The organism is Streptantibioticus parmotrematis (assembly GCF_019890615.1).
Taxonomy (GTDB): Bacteria; Actinomycetota; Actinomycetes; order Streptomycetales; family Streptomycetaceae; genus Streptantibioticus_D; species Streptantibioticus_D parmotrematis.
The window spans coordinates 126,822-139,708 of sequence record NZ_JAINVZ010000013.1 but is presented as its reverse complement, the minus strand read 5'-3'; the positions used below and the strand labels follow the sequence as shown (position 1 = coordinate 139,708).

The window sequence follows — 12,887 nt, the reverse complement described above, 5'->3', positions numbered from 1 at the left end:
AATAAGCGGCGTGGCCTGAGGCACCGGCCACGTTTCCCTGGGTCCTGGGTCACTGTCAGTCGGCGTGGGTCCGACCGCCCCCGATAGGGAGGCGAATACTTCGGGATTCCTGGAAGACGTCCGGTCATCGGGGCCTGGGCACGAGGACAATGCTGTCCTCCATTTCCAGCTGGTACCGCCCGCCCACCCTTGGACAGTCTTGTGCGTGCTCTCGTATTCTGAGTTCCAACGTCATGAGCTGACGCTCCGACATTTGCTCGAGTTGCTCGGGAGTCAAGCAGTCCTCGTACACGACAAAGCGACAGACGGCATACATATCGTCGAGGGTGCTGGTGGACCACGGGTTCTCGGTGGATACCACCGTGTACGCCAAGCCCATGGCGCCGAGTTCGCCGGTAAGCATTTGACTATTGACGGCGGCGTCGGTGAAGTCCTGCCGCATCGCGTGGTGTGTCGTGTATCGGCCGTGCCCGGCGGTCGGGCCGCCAACCAGGACCACGACACACACACCGCCAGGGCGGACGAAGGAGAGCATGCGGCCAATGAAGTCCGTCCAGCGAGCACGCGGCACGTGATACAGCACGTGTGAACACAAAACGACGTCGTAGCGCTCGGGATCGTCGAATTCGCCGAAAGGACCGTCGAAGATCCTCACGCCGGCTCTCTTCAACTCCTCCCTGTTCGGCTCGATCTGGCTAGGGTTCTGTTCGACCAGGGTGATCCGCCCGAAGTGCGGGGCAAGTCTGCGCGCTACGATGCCTGATCCGGCACCCACGTCGAGGAGGGTGGGTCTTTCGCGCAGTCCAGGAAGCACCTTGCTGACCAGTACCTCCTCGATGTTTTTGTCGTGCCAGGTCGAATCGGTGATCAGGCGCCAGGCGGCGGCGTATTCGTCTGGTGACAGGGTGATGGGCATCAGGCTTCTTCTCCAAAGGTCGCCAAGCGCTTGATGCGAACGAGGGCGTCACGCACATCGCCTTCGGAAAGATCGCAATGCGTGACCATGCGGACCTTCCCGGCGAGGACCGTGACGCCGACCCCGATTCGATCGAGGTTCCGAACGAGACCATCGGCGTCGGGCACCTTCGCCATAACAATGTTGGTTTCCGGTTCAGGGACCTCCCAGCCGAGGTCCCGTACCCCTGCGGCGAGCAGCGATGCCTTTCGGTGATCTTCTTCCAGGCGGTCGACCCGGCCGAGTGCCACCAGTCCTGCGGCGGCCACCACACCGCTTTGCCGGACCGCTCCGCCAAGCATCTTGCGCACCCTTCGGGCTTGCCTGACGAAGTCAGCGGATCCGCAGACGAGCGACCCCATCGGGGCCCCCAGCCCTTTGCTCAGGCAGACCTGTACAGAGTCGACACCAGAGGTCAGTTTGGGTAGGGACGTCTTCGCTGCCACGGCCGCGTTCCACAGACGGGCGCCGTCGAGGTGTACGAGCATCCCCGCCTCTCGCGCGGCTGTCACCACCTCACGGTGCTCCTGTGGTGACGTGACCGTGCCACCTGCCGCGTTGTGCGTGTTCTCCAGGCACAGCAACCGGTCGCGTAAGGCGTCGTAGGGCCGGTCGCTCGACACTGTCCGGGAGATCACCGCGGCTTCGATGCAGCCAGGTCGGACGGACCAGGGCAGTTCGCGTGGCAGGGCACCGGTGAGCCAGCTAACTGCTCCGAGCTCGTACTCGACGACATGGGATAGGCGGGGAGCGACGAAGCGATCGCCCGGTCTCAGGTGTACGGCAAGGGCGATCGCGTTACCCATCGACCCGCTCGGGACCCACAATGCCGCTTCGACAGCCAGCATCTCGGCGCCGCGTTCTTCCAGAGCGCGCGTCGTCGGGTCACCGTCGAGGATGTCGTCGGCCACCTCTGCCGCCGCCATGGCGGCCCGCATCTCTGCGTCGGGGCGCGTCACGGTATCGGACCTGAGGTCGATGACGGCGCGGCCACGCGTGTGACGAGGGGTCATGTGAGTCGTTCATCGCCTATGGTTGATGCATCCATGACGAAGCGGTATCGAACCTCGCCGTCCAGTACCCGTGCGTAGGCGGCGTTGATCTGGTCTGCCGATATCGTCTCGATCTCCGCCCCCACACGGTGTTCAGCACAAAAATCCAGCAACTGTTGCGTCTCAGCGATTCCACCGACCAGGGAGCCCGCGACCACCGCGTTGTTGTCCACCAGTGAGAACGGATCGAAGCTCAGCGGCTCGCCCGGCAGGCCGACGAGTACGAGTACTCCGCCGACGCGCAGTGTTTCGAGGTAGGGGTCGAGCGGCAGCCGCGCGGGGACAGTGAGCAGTACCAACTCGAAGCGACCACGTAGCCCGTCGAATACTGAAGGGGCGCAGGTCGCGTGGAACTCATGGGCGCCGAGCCACAGCGCGTCGGCCATCTTCGCCGTCGTACGGCTGAGCACTGAGACATCCGCCCCCATGGCCACCGCGAGTTTGACGGCCATATGGCCGAGGCCGCCGAGGCCGACCACAGCTACCCGGGTCCCCGGCTCCACACCCCACCGTCGAAGGGGTGCGTACGTGGTGATCCCGGCGCACAGCAGGGGGGCTGCGACGTCGAGAGCGAGACCGTCCGGGACACGGCAGACGAAGCGGTCGCGCACGACGATCCGGCGGCTGTAGCCGCCGTGCGTCGGCCGGCCGTCATACCCCAGACCGTTATAGGTGGTGACATGCCCCCTCAGGCAGAACTGCTCTGTGCCCGCCAGGCAGTGGCGGCACACGCCGCACGAGTCGACCATGTACCCCACCGCGACACGATCGCCTACCTGATGCCGGGTCACCTCTGGTCCGATGGCGGCCACCACGCCCGTGATCTCGTGGCCGGGCACCATGGGGAACTGGGCGTCTCCCCACTCTCCCCGAACGGTATGGATGTCGCTGTGGCAAAGGCCCACATAGGCAATGTCGATGGCCACGTCGTCCGGACCGAGTCCACGCCGCTCGATGGCCATAGTCTCGAGCGGGGCCCCCGGCTTTGGTGCTCCGATCGCGTAGGTGATGTTGCTCATGAGTCCCCCCGGGCTTCGAGACGGACGGGAAGGGTGCGGAAGCCATTGACGACGATGGACTCCAGCCGTTCGGCCGTGCCGCGCCGTTCGATACTGCGGACGCGTTGGGTGAGGTGACGCAGCACAACGCCGAGTTCCAGCTTGGCCAGTTGCACGCCGACGCAGATGTGCGGACCGGCTCCGAGCGACACATGTCGGTTCGGGGTCCTCGAAAGGTCGAGGATCTCAGGGTCTCGGAACCGCTCGCCGTCCCGATTGCCCGAGGGGAGCCACATCACGACACGGTCCCCTTTGCGGATGTGTCTGCCTCTGAGCCGGACGTCATGTCGAGCGGTGCGCATGAGGTGGGTGGCACTGGAGGTCCAACGCAGGATCTCGTCCACGGCGGTCGGCGCGACCCGTTCGAAGTCGTCTTGAAGCGCCAGCCACTGCCGGGGGTTGTCTATCAGCGCCGCCACGCCGCCGGCCATGGCCAGGCGCACATTCTCAGTCCCCCCGACTAGCAGGTTGTCACAGTTGAGCACCGTTTCCTCGACCGTCAGAACCCGTCCGGCCACTCGCACTCCCGAAAGGACACTGACGAGGTCCTCCCCCGGGTGCCGGCGACGCTCGGCCGCGAGCCCGGTGAAGTAATCGAGAATCTCCAGGTGCCCGATGCTGCGCGCGGCTGCAGTGTCCGAGCAGAACGCGTCCATCGACCAACGGGTCAGGTCACCGCGGTCGGCGCGGGGGATGTCCAGTAACGTCCACACCACTTCGAGGGGCAACCGTGCGGCGACTTCGGCCACGAATTCGGCGACAGGTTTCTCCAACGCCTCAGTCACGATGGCAGTCGCCACTACGTCCAACGCGTCAGCCAGCCTCCGCAGGTTCCGCGGGGCGAACCATCCCGCGATCGCCGTCCTCAAGTCGCGATGCCTCTCGGAGTCTGACAGGGCCATGGTCCGGCCACTGCCCGGGTCCGGCCCCTGCCCGGTAGGACGCAGCAGGATACCCGCCGCCGAACTGAAGGCATCGGCGTCACGAAGCACCCGGTCGATCTCCTCGTATCTGGTGAGTGACCAGAAGTCACCGAAGTCAGGGGTCTCCTGCCAGCACACGGGTTCGTGCTCGCGCATCTCCTTCCAGATGGCGAATGGGTCGCCTGCGCGATACGTGGCCCCGTCGACAAGCGCGGCGGCCCCGATCTCTTTCTGGGATCCCATGTCAGCGTCCCGTGCGAGGGAAAGCGAGCGGCGATGCTTTTGAGGACAGCCGGGGGGCGAAGCAGACGCACAGCCGCCCCTGGCAGGGGACCGGGGTGGCGAGAGCAAGAGGCTGGAATGATCCACCCACACGCATAGGTAATACCTCGTGTCGTCAAAGGGGTGAGGCGGCGAGCCCATCGAGCAACTTCGCCTGCCGTTCCACGGTGTCGTTGCGGTAGACCGTCGCTGCCGAGACCGGACGGCCCGCGACCTCAGAGAGGGCACGTGCCAGCCGCAGCACGGACATCGAGTTGCCACCGAGATCGAAGAAACTGGTCTGGCGTGTCTGCTCCCCCAACGACACGCCGAGCACGGATTCCCACGCTTGCTCGACCAGGACCTGCATATCCTGCTCCGCCTTCGGCGGGTTCGGCGTCACGGTGTCCCGCTGCCTGGCGACGCCGGGCAGCACGAGATCCAACAGGGCGGCACTGTCGACCTTGCCTCGATTGGTCCTCGGCAGATCGGCGAGGAACGTCACCCCGTCCGGGACGTGACCGGCTCCCAGAGCGTCCGCGACCACCGCGCGCACTTCCGCCTCAGCGACATCCGACAGCTCCTCCCGGACGGCGAACGCGTGGCAGCGTTGATTCCGTTCGTCGTACACCAAAGCCGCCTCCCGCAAGCCCTGATGGTCCGACAGGACTCTCTCAACGCTCTCCAGGTTGACTCGCACCCCCCGCACCTTGACCTGCCGGTCGAGCCTCCCTAGATACTCGAGTTCCCCGTCAGGGCGGATACGGCCCAGGTCCCCCGTGAGATAGACGCGCACGCGCGTGCCGCGTGGGCCTTCACGTTGAACGAACCTCCTCCTGGTCTCCTCAGGGTCTGCGAGGTAGCCGTTCGCCACGCCCGGGCCAGATATGCCGATATGCCCAATATGGCCTGCCGGGACAGCGATAAGACGGCTATCGAGCAAATGAACGGTCGTTCCGGGAATTGGTGTCCCGATCGTCGCCATGCCCGGGGCATCCATCCGCTTCCAGGTCGACCACACTGTGCACTCGGTGGGGCCGTACTCGTTGATCAGAGGAACTCGTCCAAAAGTTTCAAAATGCAAGTCCACCACCGATGACGGCAGCGTCTCCCCGGCGCAGATGGCCACCTTCAGCGAGGTCTCCAGGTCAACCTCGCGCTGCGCCCGGATGGCGCGCAGCACCTCCGCGTAGAACCCGGGAATCGACAAGACGTGAGTGATTCGGTGACGACTGATCAGCCTCGCCACGTCCCAGGGGTCGCGACGCTCGTCCTCTCTCGCGATGACCAGGGTTCCACCCGAAGTCAGCGTGGCCCACAAGCCGGCCATGGACGAGTCGAAGAAGAAGGCGGAGAGAGCCAGAAAGGTCGGGGCGCCGAACTCCCTATACACCGCCAACCGTGCCGCGTTGGAACTCGCAAGGTTGCGGTGCGTGACAGACACGCCCTTGGGCCGGCCCGTGCTCCCTGACGTGTAGAGCACGTACGCCTCGTCGTCGAGGGTACCGACGGAAGGTCGGTCCGTCGTGGCGACGGCGCCGGACGGGCGCTGCCATGTGCGCGGATCCACCACCCGACTGAGACCAGCCGCTTCGCGGACCCACTCGACGAAGGACTCCGAGGCGCTGGGATCAAGGACGACGAACGAGCACCCCGAAAGCTGGATGGCGACCAACCAGGCGGGGAGCGCCACCGTACGGTACCCGAACACCCCGACACGCGCTCCCCGTCCTTCGTCCAGCTCGGCACGGAACCCAGCCACCAGCGAAAGGAACTCCGCATAAGTCAGCCGGTCCTCGCCACACACCACTGCCGTACGGCCTCGGTGCCGCCAAGCCGTGGTCAGGACGCTGTCAGAGACACGCTCCTGGAGAGCCTCTCCGCTTTCCGGATTGGCTGGTTCTGCTTTCATGCGCGGCATAGTTTCACGTCACGTCACCGCTCACACGTCCCCGTTCAGGGACGATTTGGCACCTTCTTCGAGGACTTCGGGAAGAGCACCGGACGCTGCCAGAGCGACCCACTCAGACGCACACGGCCGCCGCGTCCTCGTCGACCCGGCTCCTGGCCACCCTCGTGCACCTGCGCCACGGGGCCACACACGACGTTGCTCGCGTGCTGGTTCGGCGTCGACCTCTCGACCATCACCCGCGCCGTCGGCGATCTCCGGCCCCTGCCGCCCGAACGACGCTGCACCCTCAGTCCCGGCGTACGGTTGCGGACCCTGGGTGAGGTCGTCGACCGCGGCAAGAGCGACCAGAACGCCGTCAAGGCCATGGTGCTCACCGACAGCGCAAGGCTCATTCCTCACGACGCATCCGGCTCGAGCACGGCATCACGCACAGGAAGGACCGGCGCGCCTCGCCCCGCCATCACAGCCGCCGCGAGCACATGAGCAACATCGTCCAAGCCAACGCTGGACCGCTGTCCCACCAGCAGACCGCGGACCTGACGTCGGCACGGCAGAAGTGAACACCGAGCCCACCGCCATCCTCAACGCCTCACCACCCACCTTGCGGGAGCTCGTTACGGCACCGCGGCCGTATGCCGGGAAGCGGGCCGTAGCCGAGCCCGCGCTCGGGCCCACTGCGCGTATCCCTCAAAGGGGACCACATGATGGAGAAAAGGGGACGTGACATGTCCCAGGCCCCCCTCTACCCTCTCGAACATCCAGCACCGCCATGTGACGAAGAGCACATGACAGGCGCACAGCGGGTTCGTTCATGCGACAGACGCTGTCGAGACGACGTCGCAGCTCGCGCGAGCAGAAATGCCGGTGCAACTAAGTCCGCGTGTGAGACCGGGGGTTTCGCAATGCTGTCCGAAGAGCGCAACCGCATCCTGACAAGCTTCAGCTCGGGTACACCTATGGGAGAAATGCTCCGCCGGTACTGGTGGCCCGTCGCCTTCTCCCACGACCTTAAGTCCCCTGACGTGCGAAAGGTCCGCCTCCTCGGACAGGATCTCGCGATCTTTCGGTATCGCGACGGTACTACGCACGTCCTGTCCGACAGCTGCCCGCATCGCGGCGCCTCCATGTCGATGGGCATCGTCGAGAATCACGGCCTGCGATGCCCCTACCACGGGTGGCTCTTCGACGGAAAAGGCAGATGCCTTCATCAGCCGGGCGAGCCGGCCGAATCCACGTTCCGCGAGCGAGTGCGAACGACGGCGTACTCCGCGCAGGAACTGGGCGGCCTGATCTTCGTATACATCGGCCCGGACCCAGTACCCGCGCTTCCCCGGTACGACTTGTTCTGCTGGGACGACGCGATCCGTGACGTAGGGCACGCCGTCATACCGTGCAATTTCGTACAGGTCCTCGAAAACGCCGTCGATCTCGACCATGTCGCATGGTTGCACGGAAGGTACAGCCAGTGGCTGGCCTCGCGCGGCGTCGCCGACGAAATACCCGAGATGTTCACCCAGATCAACGCTCTGACCGCCTTCGATCGGACAGATTACGGCATACTTCTGCGCCGGATGCTCGAAGGGCAGAACCCGACGGCAGATGACTGGGCCGTCGGCCATCCGCTCGTTTTCCCGAACCTCCTGCGCCTCGGCGGAGGAGGGAGCTACAGCTTTCACATCAGAGTGCCCATCGACGATGAGACCACGTGGGCACTGTGGTACACGGCGTACAAGCCTGGAGACCGTGCGACACCTGGGCCGGAGCCAGTGACATCGTACCCGGTGCCATGGCGCACATCAGATGGAGAATTCCTGCTGAACAATGTCGAGGGCCAGGACATCATGGCATGGATGACGCAGGGAAAGATCGCCGACCGCACCAAAGAGCACCTGGGAACAGTAGACGCAGGTGTCATCCTTCTGCGAAAGATCATTTTTGAGCAGATAGAAGCGGTGGCAGCGGGACGCGACCCAATGAATGTCTACAGAGGTGACGCACCCGACATCATTGAACTCCCTCAAGAACACGAGAAGTTCGGTAATGGTGCCGCGTACCTAGCTGACGTCATGGCGGCCACTCAAGCGAGGTTCAGCCCGCGCAAGAACGAGATTCTGCAACGTTTCGCCATGGCGAGGAGTACTGCGCCGCTCGCCGCCTCACAAACACCCGTTCCCGGCTTGATCGCCCCCTCGTAGAAATGAGCTCTGCGCCACTAGTTCGAGCATGTCCACGGGGCAGAGGGGGCCATTCAGCCTTGCAGTGGTGCGTGGCCGCCGGCCCGATAACGGATGCGTCCAGTCGCCATCCAGCAGCGCTGGCCCCACCGCTCCGCCCTGTGTCCTTCACACGAAAGGGGATCGGCGCATGTCGATTGTACTTGACGGTAGCAGCCTCACCATATCCGATGTCGAAACCGTGGCCTGCGGAAAGGCCGACGTCACCATCTCCAAGGCCGCGATGCAGGCCATGATGAGGTCGCGCGACCTCAAGGAGAAGCTGGTAAGCAGCGGTCAAGTCATCTACGGCGTCAGCACGGGATTCGGAGACAGTGTCACCAGGCACATCGCTGCAAGCAAGACGGCAGAACTCCAGCGCAACTTGATCCGTTATCACGTCAACGGTACAGGCCATGACACGCCTCCCGAGGTCGTGCGCGGCACTCTGCTCATACGGGCGAACTGCCTCGCTAAGGGCAATTCTGGGATTCGCCCGGAAGTCGTGTCCAGGCTGCTCTGGCATTTGACGAACGACGCCCTGCCGAGAATACCAGAGCGCGGATCCGTCGGCGCCAGCGGGGATCTCGTTCCGCTTTGCTATGTGGGGTCAGCACTTCTGGGAGAAGGGGAGGTCGACCACCGTGGGAAGCGTACGAGCGCAGCAGAACTGCTTTCGCGTTCCGGTTTGAGCCCCATTGACCTCGAAGCGAAGGAAGGCCTCGCTCTCATAAATGGAACTTCCTTTTCCTCTGCGTTCGCCACATTGGCTGTGATCAAGGCCAGGAAATTGGCGAAGCTGGCCGATATTTGTTCTGCGATGACCTCGGAGGCGGTACTGGGAAATCGCGGACATTTTACAGACTTCATTCATACCGCTAAGCCTCATGCGGGCCAGAGGGAGTCTGCAGCCGCCATACGCCGTCTTCTGCAGGGGTCACGTCTTTCTATGACCTCGGAGCAGGTGGCCGAGTTGGCCGGGGGGCTCGATGGGCACGACTACGCCCTGCTTCCGAGGTCGATTCAAGATCGATACTCGATTCGTTGCGCCCCACACGTCACCGGCGTACTGCGCGACACCCTTGACTGGGTATCAAATTGGTTGGAAATCGAGGTGAATTCCTCGAACGACAATCCTCTTTTCGAGCCCCAGACAGGCTTGGCACACAGCGGAGGAAATTTCTACGGAGGCCATGTAGCTCAGGCCATGGACTCCCTCAAGACGGCTCTCGCGAACGTAGCGGATCTGCTCGACAGGCAATTGGCCCACGTTGTGGACGAGAAGTTCAACAACGGGCTCACACCCAACCTCGTACCGGCGTTCGAATCAGATGAATGGCGGGCCGGCCTGCATCACGGATTCAAGGGCATGCAGATAGCATGCTCCGCCATAACTGCGGAAGCTTTGAAACAAAGCGCTCCGGCAGGCATATTCTCACGCTCCACCGAAGCACACAATCAGGACAAGGTAAGCATGTCCGCCATCGCGGCCAGAGACGCCTTTTATTTGGCTCAACTGGTGGAAGAAGTGGTGGCGATCCATCTACTGGCGTTGTGTCAGGCACTGGACCTTCGAGGGGCGGAACGTTCCGCACCTATGATTCACAAGGTGCATGCGACTGTCCGCGAAAGAGTTCCGTTCGTCGGAGAAGATCGGGCGATGGAAAACGACATAAACTCGCTGCTGATCCTCCTACGTGGAAATCAGCTGACCGAAATCGTCACGGAGTGCTGGGAGACTGAAGATGCTGTTTGACATTCTTTCGGATCTGCACCCCGAACCGGACGAATTCCTCAAGACCGCGATGCGGTGGCACTTCTCCGAAGAGACAGGTTCCCGCTTCTGGCTCGACCGTGCAAAACGGCTTTCGTTCGATCCACTGGTCGACATCACGTCGTATGACCATCTCACACTCTTCCCGAATGTGACGGCGGAGCTGCGGGATGTCGCGGCAGAGGACTTGATTCCCCGGGGTTACGACAGCGTGAACGACATCGTCGGAATCTTTGAAACCGGCGGCACAGTCGGCGCCCCGAAGCGGATCCCGTACTCCGAAGACTGGGCGCGGCAGAACTTGGCGTGGACTCACGCGAATCTTGACGCTCAGGGAGTGCCACGCGGTGTCAACTGGCTCAGCACCGCACCAAGCGGTCCGCACGGCGTCGGCCACTTCGCGCACAGGCAGGCTATGGAACGCGGCGGTCATTGCTTCACCATCGATGTCGACCCTCGCTGGGTGAAGAAGCTGATCAGCAGGGGTGGAACCGAGGCTGACGCCTACGTGGATCATCTCGTCGATCAGGTCGTGACCCTGCTCAGCAGCCAGCGTATCGGGGTACTCATGACCACGCCTCCCATCTTGGAGCGCCTGGTTGGTGATCCGCGGACTCACGAACTCCTGACCCGGAGTGTGCGGGCGATCGTCTGGGTGGGAACCCACATGGACACGGAGACACGCAAGCGCTACAAGACCGAGACACTCCGGGATATCGTGCTGCACGGCACCTACGGAAACACCATGATCCTTGGTGCCAGTGACGAGCGCCACGGCCTCGGTGTCCAGGATCCGTGTGTGTTCGACACCAACTCGCCCTTTGTCTCCCTCTCTGTGGTGGACCCGGCAACACGTGAAGTGGTGCCCTACGGGGAGCGCGGCCAGGTGGTCATGAGCCACGTGAGCAAGAGCGCGTTCCTGCCGAACAATTTGGAACGGGATTTGGCGACGCGAGTGCGTCCACCTCGCGGTCAGACCGGAGACTCGGTCGCCGACATCGCTCCGGTTGAACGGTTTGAGGAAGAGCCGGTCATCGAAGGGGTGTACTGAATAAGACCGTGTCCTACGTGGTGAGGCGGACGAGTCGTTTGGAGCAGCACAGGGCGGCAGCGAGGCCGAGAAAGGCCAGGTAGTTGCGGGGATCGCGCTCGTAACGAGGGCTCAAGCTTGGGTAGCCGGATAGCCAGGACATTGTTCGCTCGATGACCCAACGGCGGCGGCCCAATCGTTCGCTGGATTCGGTGCCTTTGCGAGCGATCCGTACTCCGATGCGTTTGCCACGTAACCATTTCCGCAGGTCGGCGCGGTTATAGGCTTTCTCCGCGTGGAGGCGCTGGGGCTTGAAGTGGCGGCCGCGGTGGGGGTCGTGTCTCGTTTGGTGACCTTCGACCATGGGCTTCAGCCTTTCGCTGTCGTGGGTGTTGCCGGCCGAGACGCCGACGACCAGGGGCAGTCCGTTCGCGTCCGACAGGATGTGCATCTTGGAACCCGGCTTGCCCCGGTCCACGGGGCTCGGGCCTGTGTGTTCGCCCCTTTTTTAGCCCTTACGTGGACGATGTCCAGGACGACGCGGGTGACGTCGATGAGGCTGGCATCGTCGAGCCGATGCAGCACGGCCTCGTGTAGTCGTCCCCAGAGGCCGGCTCGCGACCAGATGAGGAACCGACGGTGGGCAGTCGACTTCGATATGCCGAAACAGGGAGGTAGTTGGCGCCAGGCGCAGCCGCTGACCAGCACGTAGATGATGGCCGCGAACAGCGTCTCATCAGGGGTGTCCTGTGTTCCGCTGCCTTGTGGCCGCACCTTCGACGGCGGGATCAGCGGCTTCGCGATCTCCCACAGCCCGTCCGGAACAATCCAACTCCACGTACCCCGCCCCATGCCGAGACCAAACGGCCGCCTCACCACGTAGGACACGGTCTAAAGGCATCTGCCTCTTCGCCGAACTGAGTTCGGGCCAGGGCCAGGGTGAACGAGAGCGTTCCGTCACCGTACGTACCCGGCCGTTCCGGCCTCCTGCGGCGATCGTTTGGTGTGCTCGGGGCTCCGCTCGCGAGAAGCGTCTCAAGTACGGGACAAAGACGTGGCGTCGGGTTGGGGCGACGGCGAGGCGGAGACCTGATTCACGACGTTTTCGGTCATCGGAAAGCGGTGAGCAGCTCAGGGCCGACTTCGTCCGTCTTCTACGCCAAAGGCCTCGGGCCTGCCTTTGAGTCGCGCTTCGCGCATCCGCCTACTTCGGTAGGTTGTGGAACGTAGATGCCAAGATACTGCGAGGCTCCTCGGTCCTTTCCCGACCGGGGGACGCCACGAGTTGGAACTGCACGCGTTCGGCGCCCTCGGGAGCCGGACAGCGGTGAGAGACGACACTCAACAGCGTGAGATACGGGATCGAGGTCTGCACGAACTCCTCACGCCGCTCACCACGCAATACCGACGTGAGGTCGGAGGACAAGTCGAGGAGGGCCTTTTCGGCCCGTCGGCCGGGATGCCAGACCATTTGCCGCAGCGACCGCCGCTGGATCACCGGGTATTCGCGCCACGGGGTGGTGGCGCCGTCTGTCAACTGGTGTCTGACGAGGAGGTGGATGTCCTCGGCCGCCGGATTGGGAGCGAAGTACGTAGAGACCGGAAACAGGGCGTGCCCCGGGTCGACCGCACCGAGCCACTGTGGCTGCTTACGAAACTGCTGCGCCACCGTGAACCCGAACCAGATGAGCAGCAACCCGTACAGCCCG

Annotated in this window: 10 protein-coding genes; 3 read left to right on the top strand and 7 right to left on the bottom strand. The window is 63.6% G+C overall.

Annotated features, from left to right (window positions below; all coding sequences use genetic code 11):
* Window positions 1-124 precede the first annotated feature (124 nt).
* The 5 genes from K7472_RS19465 to K7472_RS19445 all read right to left on the bottom strand — a co-directional run bounded on the left by K7472_RS19465 (window position 125) and on the right by K7472_RS19445 (window position 6,161).
* Entirely contained in the window at window positions 125-916 is a 792-nt protein-coding gene (locus K7472_RS19465) for a class I SAM-dependent methyltransferase (protein ID WP_222979775.1), read from the bottom strand.
* Window positions 916-1,968, bottom strand: coding sequence for a threonine aldolase family protein (locus K7472_RS19460; RefSeq protein ID WP_222979774.1), 1,053 nt, complete (start codon window positions 1,966-1,968; stop codon window positions 916-918). Before K7472_RS19460 ends, K7472_RS19465 begins: the two co-directional genes overlap by 1 nt.
* Window positions 1,965-3,026, bottom strand: a complete 1,062-nt coding sequence (locus tag K7472_RS19455; RefSeq protein ID WP_222979773.1) for an NAD(P)-dependent alcohol dehydrogenase — start codon at window positions 3,024-3,026, stop codon at window positions 1,965-1,967. Before K7472_RS19455 ends, K7472_RS19460 begins: the two co-directional genes overlap by 4 nt.
* A complete protein-coding gene (locus K7472_RS19450) occupies window positions 3,023-4,231 on the bottom strand; it encodes a cytochrome P450 (protein ID WP_222979772.1) in 1,209 nt (402 codons plus the stop codon). Before K7472_RS19450 ends, K7472_RS19455 begins: the two co-directional genes overlap by 4 nt.
* A gap of 154 nt (window positions 4,232-4,385) precedes the next feature.
* A complete protein-coding gene (locus K7472_RS19445) occupies window positions 4,386-6,161 on the bottom strand; it encodes a non-ribosomal peptide synthetase (RefSeq protein ID WP_222979771.1) in 1,776 nt (591 codons plus the stop codon).
* 902 nt (window positions 6,162-7,063) lie between these two features.
* Here K7472_RS19445 and K7472_RS19440 point away from each other — a divergent pair.
* From K7472_RS19440 to K7472_RS19430, 3 genes are all read left to right on the top strand, one after another.
* Entirely contained in the window at window positions 7,064-8,356 is a 1,293-nt protein-coding gene (locus K7472_RS19440; protein WP_222979770.1) for a Rieske 2Fe-2S domain-containing protein, read from the top strand.
* A gap of 169 nt (window positions 8,357-8,525) precedes the next feature.
* The gene (locus tag K7472_RS19435) at window positions 8,526-10,130 is read left to right on the top strand and encodes an aromatic amino acid ammonia-lyase (RefSeq protein WP_222979769.1); all 1,605 of its coding nucleotides are present in this window, start codon (window positions 8,526-8,528) and stop codon (window positions 10,128-10,130) included.
* The gene (locus tag K7472_RS19430; RefSeq protein ID WP_222979768.1) at window positions 10,120-11,199 is read left to right on the top strand and encodes an AMP-binding protein; all 1,080 of its coding nucleotides are present in this window, start codon (window positions 10,120-10,122) and stop codon (window positions 11,197-11,199) included. The genes K7472_RS19435 and K7472_RS19430 overlap by 11 nt, the downstream gene beginning before the upstream one ends.
* Window positions 11,200-11,212: 13 nt before the next feature.
* Here the strand turns inward: K7472_RS19430 and K7472_RS19425 are convergent.
* Window positions 11,213-12,030 (bottom strand): IS5 family transposase gene (locus K7472_RS19425; protein ID WP_222979821.1). Its coding sequence is split into 2 segments (ribosomal slippage): window positions 11,213-11,682 and window positions 11,682-12,030, totalling 819 coding nucleotides; the frame shifts between segments, so codons are not numbered across the junction.
* Window positions 12,031-12,382: 352 nt separating this feature from the next.
* Window positions 12,383-12,874: a hypothetical protein gene (locus K7472_RS19420; RefSeq protein ID WP_252395896.1), complete on the bottom strand. Its 492-nt coding sequence runs from the start codon at window positions 12,872-12,874 to the stop codon at window positions 12,383-12,385.
* Between the last annotated feature and the right edge of the window lie 13 nt (window positions 12,875-12,887).

Coding starts and splice junctions, on each gene's coding strand:
- K7472_RS19465 (WP_222979775.1), bottom strand. CDS start 916: ATGCCCATCACCCTGTCACCAGACGAATACGCCGCCGCCTGGCGCCTG.
- K7472_RS19460 (WP_222979774.1), bottom strand. CDS start 1,968: ATGACCCCTCGTCACACGCGTGGCCGCGCCGTCATCGACCTCAGGTCC.
- K7472_RS19455 (WP_222979773.1), bottom strand. CDS start 3,026: ATGAGCAACATCACCTACGCGATCGGAGCACCAAAGCCGGGGGCCCCG.
- K7472_RS19450 (WP_222979772.1), bottom strand. CDS start 4,231: ATGGGATCCCAGAAAGAGATCGGGGCCGCCGCGCTTGTCGACGGGGCC.
- K7472_RS19445 (WP_222979771.1), bottom strand. CDS start 6,161: ATGAAAGCAGAACCAGCCAATCCGGAAAGCGGAGAGGCTCTCCAGGAG.
- K7472_RS19440 (WP_222979770.1), top strand. CDS start 7,064: ATGCTGTCCGAAGAGCGCAACCGCATCCTGACAAGCTTCAGCTCGGGT.
- K7472_RS19435 (WP_222979769.1), top strand. CDS start 8,526: ATGTCGATTGTACTTGACGGTAGCAGCCTCACCATATCCGATGTCGAA.
- K7472_RS19430 (WP_222979768.1), top strand. CDS start 10,120: ATGCTGTTTGACATTCTTTCGGATCTGCACCCCGAACCGGACGAATTC.